This is a genomic window from Actinoallomurus sp. NPDC052308 (assembly GCF_040679195.1).
Lineage (GTDB): Bacteria > Actinomycetota > Actinomycetes > Streptosporangiales > Streptosporangiaceae > Actinoallomurus > Actinoallomurus liliacearum.
The window spans coordinates 115,093-129,784 of the sequence record NZ_JBFAUM010000005.1; the positions used below are offsets into that span (position 1 = coordinate 115,093).

At 70.7% G+C, this 14,692-nt stretch carries 18 protein-coding genes; 9 read left to right on the plus strand and 9 right to left on the minus strand.

The genetic code is table 11. The annotated features are described in order from the left end of the window. The 3 genes from AB0L00_RS17645 to AB0L00_RS17655 are packed head-to-tail and all read right to left on the minus strand — an operon-like array spanning position 1 to position 3,426. Positions 1-2,244, minus strand: a complete 2,244-nt coding sequence (locus AB0L00_RS17645) for a heavy metal translocating P-type ATPase (RefSeq protein WP_364434812.1) — start codon at positions 2,242-2,244, stop codon at positions 1-3. 29 nt (positions 2,245-2,273) lie between these two features. Then, complete coding sequence (locus AB0L00_RS17650) at positions 2,274-3,191, minus strand: hypothetical protein (protein WP_364434815.1); 918 nt, start codon at positions 3,189-3,191, stop codon at positions 2,274-2,276. A gap of 25 nt (positions 3,192-3,216) precedes the next feature. After that, positions 3,217-3,426 carry a cation transporter gene (locus AB0L00_RS17655; RefSeq protein WP_364434818.1) on the minus strand — a complete coding sequence of 70 codons (210 nt, stop codon included), beginning with the start codon at positions 3,424-3,426 and terminating at the stop codon, positions 3,217-3,219. A gap of 399 nt (positions 3,427-3,825) precedes the next feature. On the opposite strand from AB0L00_RS17655, the gene AB0L00_RS17660 reads away from it, so the two are divergent. Beyond that, positions 3,826-4,488, plus strand: coding sequence for a DUF4097 family beta strand repeat-containing protein (locus AB0L00_RS17660; RefSeq protein ID WP_364434821.1), 663 nt, complete (start codon positions 3,826-3,828; stop codon positions 4,486-4,488). A 159-nt stretch (positions 4,489-4,647) separates the two neighbouring features. Continuing rightward, complete coding sequence (locus tag AB0L00_RS17665; protein ID WP_364434824.1) at positions 4,648-4,830, plus strand: hypothetical protein; 183 nt, start codon at positions 4,648-4,650, stop codon at positions 4,828-4,830. Positions 4,831-5,104: 274 nt separating this feature from the next. On the opposite strand, the gene AB0L00_RS17670 is transcribed toward AB0L00_RS17665, so the two are convergent. Then, complete coding sequence (locus AB0L00_RS17670) at positions 5,105-5,905, minus strand: NUDIX domain-containing protein (RefSeq protein WP_364434827.1); 801 nt, start codon at positions 5,903-5,905, stop codon at positions 5,105-5,107. Between the two features lie 169 nt (positions 5,906-6,074). On the opposite strand from AB0L00_RS17670, the gene AB0L00_RS17675 reads away from it, so the two are divergent. The 3 genes from AB0L00_RS17675 to AB0L00_RS17685 all read left to right on the plus strand — a co-directional run bounded on the left by AB0L00_RS17675 (position 6,075) and on the right by AB0L00_RS17685 (position 7,412). Then, complete coding sequence (locus AB0L00_RS17675; RefSeq protein ID WP_364435415.1) at positions 6,075-6,242, plus strand: hypothetical protein; 168 nt, start codon at positions 6,075-6,077, stop codon at positions 6,240-6,242. A 118-nt stretch (positions 6,243-6,360) separates the two neighbouring features. Beyond that, positions 6,361-6,843, plus strand: coding sequence for a carboxymuconolactone decarboxylase family protein (locus AB0L00_RS17680; RefSeq protein ID WP_364434830.1), 483 nt, complete (start codon positions 6,361-6,363; stop codon positions 6,841-6,843). A 104-nt stretch (positions 6,844-6,947) separates the two neighbouring features. Then, positions 6,948-7,412, plus strand: coding sequence for a carboxymuconolactone decarboxylase family protein (locus AB0L00_RS17685; RefSeq protein ID WP_364435418.1), 465 nt, complete (start codon positions 6,948-6,950; stop codon positions 7,410-7,412). Positions 7,413-7,504: 92 nt separating this feature from the next. Here AB0L00_RS17685 and AB0L00_RS17690 read toward each other — a convergent pair whose 3' ends face one another. After that, positions 7,505-7,630 (minus strand): DUF397 domain-containing protein, encoded by a 126-nt coding sequence (locus tag AB0L00_RS17690; RefSeq protein ID WP_364434833.1) that lies wholly within the window; start codon positions 7,628-7,630, stop codon positions 7,505-7,507. Between the two features lie 18 nt (positions 7,631-7,648). Further along, the gene (locus tag AB0L00_RS17695; protein ID WP_364434836.1) at positions 7,649-8,026 is read right to left on the minus strand and encodes a DUF5753 domain-containing protein; all 378 of its coding nucleotides are present in this window, start codon (positions 8,024-8,026) and stop codon (positions 7,649-7,651) included. Between the two features lie 32 nt (positions 8,027-8,058). Between AB0L00_RS17695 and AB0L00_RS17700 the strand changes: the two genes are divergently transcribed. Together AB0L00_RS17700 and AB0L00_RS17705 are read left to right on the plus strand one after the other, a co-directional pair. Beyond that, positions 8,059-8,328: an ATP-binding protein gene (locus tag AB0L00_RS17700; RefSeq protein ID WP_364434839.1), complete on the plus strand. Its 270-nt coding sequence runs from the start codon at positions 8,059-8,061 to the stop codon at positions 8,326-8,328. A 26-nt stretch (positions 8,329-8,354) separates the two neighbouring features. Continuing rightward, positions 8,355-9,563, plus strand: a complete 1,209-nt coding sequence (locus AB0L00_RS17705; RefSeq protein ID WP_364434842.1) for a methyltransferase domain-containing protein — start codon at positions 8,355-8,357, stop codon at positions 9,561-9,563. A 39-nt stretch (positions 9,564-9,602) separates the two neighbouring features. Here AB0L00_RS17705 and AB0L00_RS17710 read toward each other — a convergent pair whose 3' ends face one another. Both AB0L00_RS17710 and AB0L00_RS17715 read right to left on the minus strand, forming a co-directional pair. Next, positions 9,603-11,123: a serine/threonine-protein kinase gene (locus AB0L00_RS17710; protein WP_364434845.1), complete on the minus strand. Its 1,521-nt coding sequence runs from the start codon at positions 11,121-11,123 to the stop codon at positions 9,603-9,605. A 109-nt stretch (positions 11,124-11,232) separates the two neighbouring features. Continuing rightward, positions 11,233-12,366 (minus strand): MFS transporter, encoded by a 1,134-nt coding sequence (locus AB0L00_RS17715; protein WP_364435421.1) that lies wholly within the window; start codon positions 12,364-12,366, stop codon positions 11,233-11,235. A gap of 129 nt (positions 12,367-12,495) precedes the next feature. On the opposite strand from AB0L00_RS17715, the gene AB0L00_RS17720 reads away from it, so the two are divergent. Next, the gene (locus tag AB0L00_RS17720) at positions 12,496-13,107 is read left to right on the plus strand and encodes a hypothetical protein (RefSeq protein ID WP_364434848.1); all 612 of its coding nucleotides are present in this window, start codon (positions 12,496-12,498) and stop codon (positions 13,105-13,107) included. 270 nt (positions 13,108-13,377) lie between these two features. On the opposite strand, the gene AB0L00_RS17725 is transcribed toward AB0L00_RS17720, so the two are convergent. After that, positions 13,378-13,749, minus strand: coding sequence for a metalloregulator ArsR/SmtB family transcription factor (locus AB0L00_RS17725; protein ID WP_364434851.1), 372 nt, complete (start codon positions 13,747-13,749; stop codon positions 13,378-13,380). Between the two features lie 24 nt (positions 13,750-13,773). On the opposite strand from AB0L00_RS17725, the gene AB0L00_RS17730 reads away from it, so the two are divergent. After that, positions 13,774-14,616 carry a cation diffusion facilitator family transporter gene (locus AB0L00_RS17730; RefSeq protein ID WP_364434854.1) on the plus strand — a complete coding sequence of 281 codons (843 nt, stop codon included), beginning with the start codon at positions 13,774-13,776 and terminating at the stop codon, positions 14,614-14,616. Positions 14,617-14,692 lie beyond the last annotated feature (76 nt).

The window sequence follows — 14,692 nt, forward strand, 5'->3', positions numbered from 1 at the left end:
TCAGCGCGCCGCCTCGAAGCGGCGCAGCCGCAGGCTGTTGCTGACCACGAACACGCTGGAGAACGCCATCGCGGCACCGGCCAGCATCGGGTTGAGCAGGCCGGCGGCGGCCAGCGGCAGGGCGGCCACGTTGTAGGCGAAGGCCCAGAAGAGGTTGCCCTTGATCGTGCCCAGCGTCCGGCGGGACAGCCGGATGGCGTCCGCCGCGGCGCGCAGGTCGCCGCGCACCAGCGTGAGGTCGGCGGCCTCGATGGCCACGTCGGTACCGGTGCCCATGGCCAGGCCCAGATCCGCCTGCGCCAGGGCCGCCGCGTCGTTGACACCGTCCCCGACCATCGCCACGACCTTACCCTCGCCCTGCAGCCGCTTGACGACGTCGACCTTGTCGGCGGGCAGGACCTCCGCGATCACCTCGTCGATGCCGGCCTCGGCCGCGACCGCGCGGGCCGCCGCCTCGTTGTCGCCGGTCAGCAGGATCGGCGTCAGGCCGAGCCCGCGCAGCCGGGTGATCGCCTCGGCGCTGGTGTCCTTGATCGCGTCCGCGACGACCAGGACCGCGCGCGCCTCGCCGTCCCAGCCGACCGCGACGGCGGTCTTGCCGGTGGCCTCGGCCGCGGCCTTGGCGCGTTCGAGGTCGGCGGGCAGGTGCTGGGACCACTCGGCCAGCAGTCGCGTACGGCCGACCAGGACCGCGTGGCCGTCCACGACGCCCTGGACTCCGAGGCCCTCGACGTTCGCGAAGTCCTCCGGCCGGGGCAGCGCGCCGACCCGCTGCACGGCGCCCTTGGCGATCGCCTGGGCGATCGGGTGCTCGGAGGAGTCCTCCAGCGCGCCGGCCAGCCGCAGCACCTCGTCGGCGTCCTGGCCCTCGGCGGTCACCACGTCGGTCAGCGTCATCTTGCCGGTGGTGACGGTGCCGGTCTTGTCCAGCACGATCGTGTCGATCCGCCGGGTCGACTCCAGCACCTCGGGCCCTTTGATCAGGATGCCGAGCTGGGCGCCGCGCCCCGTACCGACGAGGAGGGCGGTCGGCGTGGCCAGGCCGAGCGCGCACGGGCAGGCGATGATGAGGACCGCGACCGCGGCGGTGAAGGCGGCCGCGACGCTGCCGCCGGTGCCGAGCCAGAACCCGAGGGTGGCCACGGCGAGGGTGATGACGATCGGCACGAAGATCCCGGCGATCCGGTCGGCCAGGCGCTGAACCTGCGCTTTGCCGTTCTGCGCGTCCTCCACCAGCCGCGCCATCTGCGCGAGCTGCGTGTCGGAGCCGACCTTGGTCGCCTCGACGACGAGCCGGCCGCCCGCGTTCACGGTGGCGCCGACGACCGCGTCGCCGGACCCGACCTCGACGGGCACGGACTCGCCGGTGAGCATGCTCATGTCCACCGCGGAGCCGCCCTCGACCACGACGCCGTCCGTGGCGATCTTCTCGCCGGGCCGTACGACGAACCGGTCGCCGGTCTTGAGCTGCTCGACCGGGATCCGTTCCTCGCGGTCGCCGCGCAGGACGGCGACATCCTTGGCGCCCATCTCCAGCAGTGCCCGCAGGGCGGCACCGGCGCGGCGCTTCGACCGGGCCTCGAAGTAGCGTCCGGCCAGGATGAACACCGTCACCCCGGCGGCGACCTCCAGGTAGATGTTGCCCGCGCCGGAGGAGCGCTCGATCGTGAAGGTGAACGGGTGCCGCATGCCGGGCTCGCCGGCGTCACCGAAGAACAGCGCGTACAGCGACCAGCCGAACGCCGCGATCGTGCCCAGCGACACGAGCGTGTCCATCGTCGCCGTGCCGAGCTTCAGATTCTTGTACGCCGCGCGGTGGAACGGCAGCGCGCCCCACACCAGCACCGGGGCCGCGAGGGTCAGCGACGCCCACTGCCAGTACCGGAACTGCAGCGCCGGGACCATCGCCAGCAGGATCACCGGGACGGCCAGCACGGCGCTGATGACGAGCCGGTCGCGCAGTGCCCGTACCGGGGCGTCCTCGCTCGGCTCCTCCTCGGCCGGCTCCGCCGCGACGGGGAGACTCGCGGTGTAACCGGCCTTCTCCACCTGGGCGATCAGGTCCTCGGTGGTGAGATCCGGGCCGAAGCTGACGCTGGCCTTCTCGGTGGCGTAGTTGACGGTCGCGGTGACACCGTCGAGCTTGTTGAGGCGCTTCTCGACGCGGTTCGCGCACGAGGCACAGGTCATCCCGCCGATCGCCAGTTCGACTCGTTCGGGTGCCGTGCTCGTGGTGCTGCTCATCACCCCTCCTTGTCCGGGATGGTCGCGTTCTAGTGCTGGTGATCGCCGGAGGTCGTGTCGCTCGCGCCCGCCGTGACGGTGAACTCGGCGGTGTGCACCGTGCCCTCGTGCTGGAAGTCCAGGTAGAGACGGTAGGTGCCGACGGACGGTGCTTCGGCGAAGAAGGTGATGACCGGCCCGGGCCTGGTCTTTCCATCGCCCGGCTCGCCGTCCGGGTGGACGTGGAGGTAGGCCAGGTCGCCCTGCCGCAGCGCCACCAGATGCCCGTACGCGGCCAGGTAGGGCTGCAGATCGGTGACCGGCCGGCCGTCCCGGCTGATCGTCATGTCGAGCCGACTCGACCGGCCCGCGACCAGTGTCCCCGCCAGCGTCACGGTGTAACCGTCGACGGTCGCGGTGGTGGCCGGGGCGGGCAGCGGCCGCGGCGCGGCGTCGCCCGCGACGGTCTCGTCGATGCCGAGAGTCAGCGGATCGGCGCCGGTGGGCTTGAAATCGGCGAACGCGCGGTACGTGCCCGGCCCGCTCAGCGGGGAGGCGACCTGCCAGGTGCCGTCCGCGTCCATCGTCGGGTGCACGTGCCGGAAACCGGACAGGTCACGACGGACGACGATGAGGTGCATCCGCTTGTCGTGCTGCGTGTCGAACGCCGTCACCGCCCGCCCGTTCGGCCCGACGATCCGGAAGGCGAACGTGCCCGTCGCGGCGGGCACCGTGGTGAGGGTGTAACCCCGGTCCGACACCAGCAGCCCGCCCGGTGGCATGCTCCCGTGACCGCCGTGACCCGCTCCACCGTGTTCCATACCGCTGCTCTCCTTCATGCCGCCGTGTGCGGCGCTCGGTTTCGCCTCGGCCCCGACGGGGCCGGTCAGCCGACCGGTCCCCATCGCCGCGCCGAACACCACCGCCAGCCCGAGACCGAAGATCCCGAGCCTGGCCGGGACGTTCATCGCTGTTTCCTCCTCCGGCCGAGACTCAGGAATCGACGACTTCGTAGCCGGCCTCGTCCACCGCGTCCCGCACCGCCTTGTCCTCGAGCGGGGCGGCGCTGGAGACGGTGACCAGGCCCGAGGCCAGATCGACCTTGACGTCGGTGACGCCCTCGATGGCGCTGACCTCCTCCGTCACGGCGGAGACGCAGTGGCCGCACGTCATGCCCTTGACCTTGTACTCGGTGGTCGTCATCTCGTTCTCCTCACACGCTGTACGCCGTTCGTGACCGGATTTCCGGTCAGCCTTCAACCTATACCCACCCCCGGTAGGGCATGTCGGTGACCATAGCATACGGGAGGGGGGTATACGCCAGTGTTGGCGCACGGCCGGCAGCGCCCCGGATCTCCGTCGCGGGAGCGACCGAGATCCGGGGCACAAGAACGGTGCCCCCTCCGCACTCCCGCATAGCGTTCACCCGCATTCAACGCAACGGGAACGTCCTAGATGTTGCGTTAGATCTCTACTCGTTGCAACGATTTAAGGGCTGTGAGCTGCATAGATGTAGTTAGCTCGCAACGGATCAGTTGAAGGAATCTAGAAAGCAACGTAGCGTTTGTGGTGTTGGAAACGACGAGTCGCAAGGAGAGCATCATGCAGGAGTTCGCCACCCCCGCCCCGGTCACCGCCGTCCTGGACATCCCCGCCGGGCGCGTTCAGCTCATCGCCGCGGATCGGGCCGACACCAGGGTCGAGGTCCTGCCCGCCAACCCCTCCAAGGGCCGGGACGTCAAGGCGGCGGAGCAGACGATGGTCGAGTTCGCCGACGGTGTCCTGCGGATCGAGACCCCGGTGAAGAACCAGTACTTCGGCTCCTCCGGGTCGATCGAGGTCACCGTCCAACTGCCCGCCGGTTCCCGCGTCGAGGCCAAGACCGCCGCCTGCGAGCTGCGCGGTGTCGGCCGGCTGGGTGACGTCGCCTTCGACGGCGCGTACCACCAGATCAAGCTGGATGAGACCGCGAGCCTGCGCCTGACCGCGGTCGACGGCGACGTCGAGGTCGGCCGCCTGGGCGGCCCCGCCGACATCACCACCACACGGGGCGACATCACCATCGCCGAGGCCACCGGCGGCAAGGTCACGCTCGCCACCCAGTCCGGCGACATCACGGTCGCCGCCGCCGCCGGAGTCTCCGCCGCCCTGGACGCCGGCACCAGCTACGGCCGCGTCACCAACGCGCTGAAGAACGACGGCAACACCGACCTGGACATCACCGCCACCACCTCCAACGGCGACATCTCCGCCCGCAGCCTCTGACCAGCAGCCGCTGAGGAGCGCCGGCGCCGTAGACGTTCAGCGATTCCCGAACGCCGCCGGAGTCGGCCGGGCATTCGGCGTCAACTCCCGCCCCTGGCGGATTCAAAGTTCGACACCGTCATCACCCACAACGGCGGTGCCGCGGGCCACGCGGCGCTGATGTACAGCACCCCCGACGGCAGCAAGACCCTGACCGCCGCGCTGAACTACGTGGACGACGCAGCGCTGTCCCTGGCGACGGCGTTCCAGCAGGCGACGCAGAGGCTCGTCACCGAGGTGTTCTGCGACGGGCAGGCCGGATCGGCCGGCGAGGCGGCCGATCCGGCTCAGCCGACAGGCTGAGCACCACGGGCCCTTGAACAGGAGTCCTCGCGGCCGTGCATCAGGGAGAAAGCGAACCGGGCCACGGCGAGCTCACTGAGCTCGCCGTGGCCCGGCCACATACGCGGACGCTCTCGCTACCCGGCGGTTGGGCACGCTCGGGGGCGGCGGGCCGGAGCGGGAGGACCTCGCCGAGGCGCCGACGGGCTCACAGCCCGAATCCGCACCTCCGCCGAACAGAATCGGCCCTCCGCACCATTGCGGTGCGGAGGGCCGATCGAGTGGGCGTTCGCCCTTACAGAAGCGAGCGCAGCATGTCGACGTGCGCGGCGAACACCTTGCCGCTGTGGACGCGGTCGAGGTACTCGACGAGCTCGTCGTAGCTGTCGGCGGGCACCCAGACGGCGTGCTTGGCGTCGTCCTGGCCCTTCACCGAGGGAAGCTGGTCGACATCCAGGTCCGCCACGCACGGCACGGTGACCATCCACGCCTCGTCAGATGCGCGGGGGTCGGGCACGTAGCGCGGCTTCATCTCGGTCCACGAGGCGCCGGGAAGCGTCAGCCCCGTCTCCTCGTTCAGTTCGCGTGCCGCGGCCTCGCGGTAGGCCTTGCGGTCGACCTCGCCGGGATCGACGAAGCCGCCGGGCACCGCCCAGCCGTGGCCGTCGGCGCGTTCCACCATGAGGATCAGGCGGCGGCCGCCCATGAGGAAGCGGCGGACGTCCCTGAGGAAGCGGCGGACGTCCTTGAGGAAGCGGCGACCGCTCTTGACGAAGCGGCGGACGTCCCTGAGGAAGCGGCGGCCGCCCTTGCGGAAGCGGCGACCGTCCTTGAGGAACACGAACACCACCGCGTCGGCGGCCAACGCCTCCCCCCAGTGCCCGAGCTCGTTCCGGCCGTAACGAATGCCGGTCTTAACCGGGGCGACGGGTCGCCCGTCTTCCACGTCGAACGAGATCGCGGCGCGGGCCCGGCGCTCCGCCCAGTCGATCGTGGTCGGGTCCATGGTCGGGTCGGCCCAGTCCGCGCCGTCTTCGATGCCTTTGAGGACGCTCTCGTGGGTGTATCCCGGGAGAGTCTGGCCAAGAAGAGTCATGATCGTCTCCTGGTAGTTGTCGGCGGGCAGCCGACGTTCGGTGTCTCTCGGTTTCGTCTTGCCTCTGCCGCTCATGTGCGACTACCGGGACGGTCCGGCCGACGCCGGTCTCCGCAACCCACAACCCGGCGCGCGGCCGTACCCCTTCGCACCAGAGCATTGACCTGTGGTGTTGTGCATCGTTCGATTGAGAACGCCCTCACCCCAACGGCCTCCAGATCGCCCTGACGGCTACGTCGCCTGGGCGTCTCCCGACAACGGGTCGGCCGATTCCGCCGGCCTGTCCGACGCGCTCACCGACTGGTTCGGCCCGCAGGTCGCATCCGTCGGCGCGTAACCCGACGGCCACGTCCTTGACCCGTCCGGTAGGCCGACTGTGTGACGCACGTCACCGTCACAGAGGTCGGGCCGCCGGCATCTCCTGTTCGACCGGATGCAACAGCAAGGAGTGCACGATGACCGCTCGTTTGAATCTCTTCGGAAACCCGACCGCGACCGCGGCCAAGGCCGCCGGGCACTTCGGCTCGGCGAGCAAGACGATCCTCCAGGAGTCGACGCTGCCCGCCGCGACCCAGAAGCTGGTGCTGCTGCGCGCCAGCCAGATCAACGGCGACGGTTACGCCACCGACGTGTGGAGCAAGAACGCCGCGCACGCCGGAGAAGACGCGACCCGCGTCAATCTGGTCGCGGCCTGGCGCGAGTCCACGGTGTTCACCGAGGCCGAGCGCGCCGCCCTGGAACTGACCGAGCAGGGGACCCGCATCGCCGACGCGGCCGGCGGCGTCACCGACGAGGCCTGGGCGAACGCCGTCGAGCACCACGACGAGGACCAGCTCGCGGATCTGGTGATGCTGATCGCCCTCATCAACGCCACCAACCGCATGGGCGTCATCGTCGGCCAGCGCGGCGGCGACTACCAGCCCGGCCGCCTCGGCTGATCAGAAGAGCCGGCATGGCCGCTTCGTACGACGCCGCGCGAACCATCCGCGCGGTGCCCACCCCCGAGAGTGAGGACCACGTCATGGAACCCCGTTTCGACCTGATGACCAATGAGCTCGGCGCCAAGATCGCCAAGCGGATCTACAACGTCTCCTTGGCGATCGTCCAGTCGACGCTGCCCGAGGCCACCCAGAACCTGGTGATGCTGCGCGCCAGCCAGATCAACGGCTGCGGCTTCTGCGTCGATTACCACACCAAGGACGCCGCTGCCGCCGGAGAGGACTCGACCCGGCTGAACCTGGTCGCCGCCTGGCGCGAGTCGACGGTGTTCACCGAGGCCGAGCGCGCGGCGCTGGCGCTCACCGAGGAGGGCACCCGGATCGCCGACGCCCACCCTGGCGTGTCGGATGAGACCTGGGCCAAGGTGCGCGAGCACTACGACGACGACCAGATCGCCGCCCTGGTCTCGCTGATCGCCATGATCAACGCGAACAACCGGCTCAACGTGATCGTGCGCAACCCCGGCGGCTCCTACCAGCCCGGCCAGTTCGCCGGAATGGCCAACTGACCGGCAGGCGAATCGCGGCCCGGCCCAGGATCACCCGATCCGGCCGGGCCCGCACACCTCACGCAGCGACGGCCACGGAAATCCGGAAGCGGTCATTCGCTCGACTCATCGGCAGGTGAGGTCGTGCATACCTCGACGCAGTTTCCGCCGCCCGTACCCCCTCCTCCGGAGTAACTGCTCGTTCGCCATTCGGTGCGGTTGAGCGATGCGGCGCGCATCCGCGTCTCCCTCCACGATCAGCCGAACTGGGCGGCTGCAGAAGCGAGCAGGTCCACGGACTTACTCGGGGACAGGGCCTGATCGATCAGCATGCCGAATCTGAGAGTACAGCGACGGACATCTTCGACGCTCTCCAAGTAAACGGCTCCACCGACGCCCTCTGTGTAGCCGACGTCCGGGATCGGTTCTGGTAGCGAAAGGATTGAGAAGGGGCCTTCCAGACCGGATGTTGCTCCTACATCTTTGGGGAGGATCTGTACGCCGACGTGTGGTGCGTCAGAGGCTTCGACCAGCCGGAGGAGTTGCCCGCGCATTGTTTTGGGATGTCCGATAGGGCGCTCGAGGATCCCCTGGTCCAGGATGATGTGCAGCTTCGGTGGGTTGTTCCTGGACAAGATCTGCTGTCGGGCCAGCCGAGGCGACGCTCGTGGTCTCCGAACTCGTCACGAATGCGCTGGTCCACGCCTCGCCGCCGGTCACACTGACCGTCACGTACGAGAACGCGCTCGTCATCGAGGTCGCTGACGGCTGCCAGAACCTACCGGCCTGGGGGCGTCCTGGCAGCGGCGGACGCTTCGGGCTGTGGATCGCCGAGGAACTCTGCGACTTGAGTGTTCTGCCGAGGCCCGACGGCAAGACGATCCGCGCGGTCTTCGCCGCGGAGCCGGTTCCGGCCGACGAAAGACCGGGTCGATGAGCACCGCCCGGGGTTACCGTCAGGGCATGCGAGCCGACGGGCATGACGCATGCGGGTCAGACCGCCGGGGTGCTCCTCGATCGAGTATCGGTTCTCCACACGGTGTGGACGATGTCGAGGCGCTGGCCCCTTTCGCTCCCGATGCAGAGTGGCGGGCCGCATTGAAGCGTGCGCCTCGTCGCTTCTTCATCCCCGGCGCCGCGTTGGCGAGCCCTGATCGATGGATCGACAAGCGGGCCGATCCCGAGGCCTGGGCTGCAGCGGTGGCGGATGACAGCCCCATCGTCACGCAGATCGATTACGGTGACACGCCACTGACCGCGGAGACCGCTCAGCGTGCGACGGAGCACACCTGCTCCTGTTCGGCGCCCAGCATGGTCTTCGCCTGCCTGAGTGCTCTCGACCTTCGCGCCCATCACCGGGTGCTAGAGGTCGGAACGGGAACGGGGTGGACGGCGGGCCTGCTCGCCGCACGCCTCGGCGAGGCCAATGTGACATCGATCGAAGTCGACCCCGCCCTGGCCGCGACCGCCGCCGCAACCCTGGACCGGGTCGGATTGTCCCCCCGCATGGTCGTCGGCGACGGTGCGGCAGGGTGGTCGGACGGCGCCCCGTTCGATCGAGTCCACGTCACCTGCGGGGTCCGGGCGGTTCCCCGCGCATGGATCGAACAGACCCGGCCAGGCGGCGTCATCGTGCTTCCCCTCGCCGCCGAGTTCGGGACCGGCCTCATCACCCGCCTGGACGTCCTCGACGACGGCATCGCCATCGGCCGGTTCGTCGAAGAAGGTTGGTACATGCGCATGCGCGCGCAGCGTGTCGTCCGGACCGAGTGGCCTTGGGAAAGCGACCTCGACGGTGAGATCTCCACGACCCGGCTGGACCCCCACACGATCGCCGCCGTCAACGGAGGGGCCGTCGGGGTGTGGCTGTCCGCGCACCTGCGGAACGTGGATGCCCTGAGCTGGGCTCCCGATCCGGACGGTCTCATCGTTCACTGGTTGCTGGAGAGCGGCCCCCGCGCCGAATCGTGGGCGGCCGTCGACTACAGACCGGGTGCGGCACGGTTCGAGGTCGAGCAGTACGGTCCACGGCGGCTGTGGGATGAGGCAGAAGCCGCCTACCTGGGTTGGCTGCGCGCCGGACGTCCCGGCCTCGAACGTCTCGGTATCACTGTCACGGCCGGCGGAGACCAGCGGTTCTGGCTCGACTCACCTGATCGTTCGATCGGCTGACCCTGGGTGCCGGGGAGCCGGTAAGGCGTTACGGAGGTGTCAGCCGAGGAGGTGGACGAGTCCGCCGGCCCAGGTGTTGAGGAAGCCGACGGTGCTGTGGACGGCCCAGTGCTGGGTCAGGTACCCGGCCGTCTCGGCCACCGCGATCCACACGGCGACGATGAAGAGAGTCGAGCCCGTGGCGATGCCCCACGACTCGAGGTCCTCCTTGAGAACGCTTCCTCCGATGTTGACGCCGAGCGCGCCGAAGGCCGCGCCGCCGAGGACGGCTCCCGCGAAGAAGTCTCCGGCGAGCGCTCCCAAGAGCAATCCGACCGGAAGGCCGACCACGAGCACGATCGCCTCGGTGAACAGCGGGAGCGCGACCACTCCCGCGCAGCGGGTGACCCTCATTCCGGCGATGGCCACGATGGCCGCGATGCCCAGGGGGAGCAGGAATGCTCCGGTGAGGTAGGACCCGTCCGCAGCGGGATGGGCGGCACCCATTCCCAGGGACAACGGCAGGAGGAACGCCAGCAGACCCAGCGCCGAGCGGACCAGGGAAGGCCACCACCGCCGTGGCTCAGGGACGTCCGCCGATCCGGCGTTCCCCGTCACCGGCACGCGGTCCTCGCGGGTATCGGCGGGAAGCTCCGACGAGGCGGCCGATACGCCGGCCGAGGCCTGCTGGGATGGCCCGACGTCCGTTGCCTCGCCGGATTCGACCTTGGTCGCGGGGTCCTGGGCCGGGACCGTCGTTCGCATGGCGTGGAGGCGGTCCAGGGCCTCCTCCGCCGAGGGGCGGTCGGCCGCCGCGGGCGCCAGGAGGTCTTCGATGAGCTCGGCCAGCGTCCCCGAAGCCGGTTCGAACAGCGGGCGTTCATAGAGCGCGGCGTGGACCGTCGCCCCCGGATTGTCGCGGCGGAACGGCGCGCGTCCCTTGAGCGCGAAATAGAGGGTGGCGGCCAGGCAGAACAGGTCCGACGCCTCGGTCGGGGGCTGCCCGCGCAGGCGTTCCGGATCGAGGTAGCCGGGGGTTCCGATCAGCGCGCCGCTCTGGGTGAGGGTCGTGTCGTCCGCGTGCACGGCGATGCCGAAGTCGACCAGCGTCGCGTCGCCGGCCGAGTCGATCAGGATGTTGCCCGGCTTGAGATCCCGGTGCAGTACGCCGTGGTCGTGCACGAACCTGAGGGCCGTCAGCAGTTGTTCGGCGAGCGCGGCGGTGCGCTCCTCGGTGAGCGGGCCGTCCCAGTGGACGGTCTCTTTGAGCGAGCTTCCCTCGATGAGGTCCATCACCAGCCAGGGGAGGCCGTCCACGGTGATCAGGTCGCGTACGGACACGATGCCCGGATGCGGGGGCAGCCGGGCGAGCGTACGGCCCTCCCGGCGGGCGCGCGCCGACAGCTCCTCGGGGATCTCGGCGGCGTCGGTCGCGGGCAGAATGAGCTGCTTCAGCGCGACGTCGATCTCCAGGTGTCGATGGTGGGCACGCCAGACCCTGCCCATGCCGCCCGAGGCGAGCTGTTCCTTGAGGACGAATCGGCCGTCGATGACATCTCCGGCGCGATACTCGCCTCCCACCCCGTACTCCCCCTCCCGCCGCCCCGGCCTCCGATCCGCCGGAGTGCGTTACCGACCTTGCATCAGTGCCGTACCGCGCGCAAGGCCGTTGGTCGCAGCGAGTGGATCGTCATCGTTCCGCGACCTGTTCGGGTTCCGGTCGGTTCGCGGCGGGCACCACCGCGACGAGCAGCAAAGGGACGGCGGCGAGGGCGAAGAGCGGGCCGGGGCCCGCCCAGGCGGAGCCGAGAGCGTAGGCGGAGTAGGTCAGCACCGCGACGACCTCCGATCCGAAGCCGGCCAGCGAGGTGACGGTCGCCCGGGACTCGTCGCCGATCTGGTCCTGCAGCCGCGCGTCGGCGTTGCTCATCGCCCACTCGAAGGCGCAGAAGGCGAGGGCGACGGGCGCCATCCCCGCCGTCCGGCCGCTCGCCGCGCCGAGGGCGAGGCATCCGGCGGCGAGGGCGAGGACCGGGGCGGTCCATCGCGTGCCGCGCCCGGCGAGCCAGCCGCCCGCCGTCATCCCGGTCGTGACCAGCAGGACGAGCAGCGGCGCGACGGATGCGGGAGCGCCGGTCGACCGGGCGAGGAGGGGAACGTACTCGTCGAGGGCGCCGGCGACGCCCATCAGCACCGAGACGATGAGCAGCGACCGGCGGACCGACGGCGCGCGGCGGACCTCGGCGAGGCCGTCCCGCACCACCCGCCGGTACGCCGGACCTCGCTCGGCGCGGCCCCGCGAGTCGGGCAGCGTGCGGGCGGCCGCCGCGCAGAGCAGGCAAGCGGCCACGCTCGCGACGCCCACGGCGGGGTATCCGCCGACGGCCAGGACCGGTCCGGCCAGACCGGTCGCGGCCGACACCGCCAGCATGCCCATGGCGTGGGTCCGGCCGATGACGCGTGGATAGGCGTCCGACGCGCCGGACCGTGTCAGCTCCTCGTACACCAGGGCCTGCAGGGCGCCCGAGCGCAGTGCGCCGCCCGCGCCCCAGAGCACGAAGCCGAGCGCGAACGCGAGGTACGACGGGACGAACGTCCACAGCGCGAAGCCCGTGCCGGTGAGGAGCGGCGCGATCGTGAGCAGCGACCTGCGGGAGAAGAGGTCCGCCCATACCCCCGTGGGGACCTCCAGCGCGAAGGAGGTCACCGACCAGATGACGAACAGCGACGAGATCGCGGCGGCGGACATCCCGGCCTTTGCGAACAGCACGGCGTAGACCGGGTACAGCAGGACGAAGTCCTCAAGGAACGCGTAGGCGTACAGCCTGCGCGTGAGTCTCGACTCAGTTGAAGATCAATGTCGTCGTCTCATGGCGGCAGCGTACGACCGCGGCACCCCGGAGGAGAAGCTCTTTTCCGCCATGTGTCGGCGGGGCGGGCCAGAATGCGGGGCATGCCCAGGAGCGCTACGCCCGTGACGCCGCCGCCCGCGGCCTCTCCCGCCGGTGAGACCAACCGCTACGTCGCCAAGGTCAAGACGTCCCTGACGCGGCGGTGGTCGCATACCCGGATGAAGGATCTGTACGACCAGGCCGACCTGACGAGGTATCTCTGGGCGCTGGAGCGGGAGGCCGAGTCGCTCGAGATCCTGCGGTCGGTGACCTCCGCCGTGCCGGTGCCGGGCGCGTCGCCGAACTACAACGTCTGGTCGCCGGTCGTCACGATGGACGCGCTGGAGGCGCGGATCTGCCGCCTCGCGGGGGACGAGGCGGCGGCCGTCGTGCCGGTCGGGCGCATCCTGACCGATCCCGGGCTCGCGCCGAACCGCGACTTCATCGTCGAGGAGATCGCCGACGCCCCGGCCGCGCTGGAGCAGGCGAACGCGGAGACGTCGGTGAAGTGGGCCTGTCACCGGCTATCCCGGAAGGTCGGCTCGCTCATCCACCTCCACGAGCTGGCCGTCGCCGGCCACCCGTACGGCGAGTGGTACGACGCCGCGGAGGTGGACCGGCTGATCGTCGAAGGACGGGCCCTCCTGGCCGCCCGGCTGTCGGCGGCCGCCTGATCCGGCCGGGCCGAGGCCGCCGGACGCCGCACCGGCGTCGTACGGACGCCGCGGGCGCGCGTCAGGTACTCCGCCAGCGCGTGGCGCAGTTCCGTACGGCCGCGCGGGTCGCCGGGGCCGAACGCCTCGTTCGGCGCGGCGTTCAGCGCGCGGCGGGCGGCGGCCAGCCAGGCCGAGCGCGGGAACGAGGCGGCGTCCGGTTGCCCCTGCCGCAGTTTTCCGGAGCAACGTCCCCGTCCGGCTCTGACCTTCTCCGGCGCGGCGGCCCCGTCAGGCGGTGGCGGCGCCGCGCCGGGGGAGGTCGGGGACGCCGAGGCGCCGGTGCTCGATGTGGCTGATCGCCTCGTCCAGCAGCGTGGCGACGTGGTTGTCGTAGAGCTGGTAGACGATGCTGCGGCCGTGGCGGTCGCCGGCGACCAGGCCGAGGTGGCGCAGGTAGCGGAGCTGGTGGGAGACGGCGGAGCGCTCCATGTCGATGGAGTCGGCGAGCTCGCCGACGGAGCATGGGCCCTCCCGGAGGCGGCTGAGGATGCGCAGCCGGCTGGGGGTGGCCAGCGCCTGCATGGTCTCCGCGACGCTCTTGGCGAGGTCGGCGTCGATCGGCCCGGTCGGGGTCCTGTGTCCGTCAACGCCGTGTCCCATGTTCGTAGAGCGGCCAATCGGGCCATGGCCGTGTCGGCGGCCGGTCTGTCGGTGACCGCCCTCATCGAGATCGTCCTGGCTCTGGTCACCGGCTCGGTCGCGCTGCTCGGCGACGGCCTGCACAACCTGTCCGACGTGTCGACGTCGGCGGTGGTCTTCCTCGGCTTCTGGATCTCCCGGCGGCCCGCGACGGCCCGTTACCCGTACGGCTACGAGCGGGCGGAGGACCTGGCCGGGCTGGGGGTGGCGCTCGTGATCTGGGCGAGCGCGCTGTTCGCCGGGTACGAGAGCTACCACAAGCTGGTCGGCGGCGCGGCGACGACCGACGCCGGGCTGGGCATGGTCGGCGCGGCGCTCGGCATCGTCGGAAACCAGCTCGTCGCCCGGTACAAGCTGCGGGTCGGCCGCCGGATCCGGTCGGCGACGATGATCGCCGACGCCAAGCACTCCTGGCTCGACGCGATCTCCTCGCTGGGCGCGCTGATCGGCCTCGCGCTCGTGGCCGCCGGGTACCGCTGGGGCGACCCCGTGGCCGGGCTGGCCGTCACGCTGTTCATCTGTCACGTCGGCGTAGAGGTCACCCGCGACCTCGTGCACCGCCTGATGGACGGCGTCGACCCCGACCACCTGGAGGCCGCGCGGACGGCCGCCGCCGGGGTCCCGAGTGTCGGCGCGGCCGAGGTCCGGGCGCGCTGGATGGGCCGAACCCTCGCCGTCGAGGTCGAGACCCGCCTCGACGACGGCCTCAGCCTCCTGGACGCCGACGGGATCAACGCCGAGGTGGAGCACGCGGTGCGCGTCGCCGTGCCCGACGCCGGTGACGTGCACGCCCACGCCCATGCCGCCCGGACGGCGGGCGCCGCCTGAGGTCGCCGGACGCCGTCCGAGATCGTCACTGGGTGTTTCCGCCTGGTTCGTGCGGGTACACGCAGCGCGGCGAAGG

What these genes read in the sequence shown, in the direction of transcription:
- AB0L00_RS17645 (WP_364434812.1), bottom strand. Translation starts at nt 2,244, where the DNA reads ATGAGCAGCACCACGAGCACGGCACCCGAACGAGTCGAACTGGCGATC.
- AB0L00_RS17650 (WP_364434815.1), bottom strand. Translation starts at nt 3,191, where the DNA reads ATGAACGTCCCGGCCAGGCTCGGGATCTTCGGTCTCGGGCTGGCGGTG.
- AB0L00_RS17655 (WP_364434818.1), bottom strand. Translation starts at nt 3,426, where the DNA reads ATGACGACCACCGAGTACAAGGTCAAGGGCATGACGTGCGGCCACTGC.
- AB0L00_RS17660 (WP_364434821.1), top strand. Translation starts at nt 3,826, where the DNA reads ATGCAGGAGTTCGCCACCCCCGCCCCGGTCACCGCCGTCCTGGACATC.
- AB0L00_RS17665 (WP_364434824.1), top strand. Translation starts at nt 4,648, where the DNA reads ATGTACAGCACCCCCGACGGCAGCAAGACCCTGACCGCCGCGCTGAAC.
- AB0L00_RS17670 (WP_364434827.1), bottom strand. Translation starts at nt 5,905, where the DNA reads ATGACTCTTCTTGGCCAGACTCTCCCGGGATACACCCACGAGAGCGTC.
- AB0L00_RS17680 (WP_364434830.1), top strand. Translation starts at nt 6,361, where the DNA reads ATGACCGCTCGTTTGAATCTCTTCGGAAACCCGACCGCGACCGCGGCC.
- AB0L00_RS17685 (WP_364435418.1), top strand. Translation starts at nt 6,948, where the DNA reads ATGACCAATGAGCTCGGCGCCAAGATCGCCAAGCGGATCTACAACGTC.
- AB0L00_RS17690 (WP_364434833.1), bottom strand. Translation starts at nt 7,630, where the DNA reads ATGCGCGCCGCATCGCTCAACCGCACCGAATGGCGAACGAGCAGTTAC.
- AB0L00_RS17705 (WP_364434842.1), top strand. Translation starts at nt 8,355, where the DNA reads ATGCGAGCCGACGGGCATGACGCATGCGGGTCAGACCGCCGGGGTGCT.
- AB0L00_RS17720 (WP_364434848.1), top strand. Translation starts at nt 12,496, where the DNA reads ATGCCCAGGAGCGCTACGCCCGTGACGCCGCCGCCCGCGGCCTCTCCC.
- AB0L00_RS17725 (WP_364434851.1), bottom strand. Translation starts at nt 13,749, where the DNA reads ATGGGACACGGCGTTGACGGACACAGGACCCCGACCGGGCCGATCGAC.
- AB0L00_RS17730 (WP_364434854.1), top strand. Translation starts at nt 13,774, where the DNA reads ATGGCCGTGTCGGCGGCCGGTCTGTCGGTGACCGCCCTCATCGAGATC.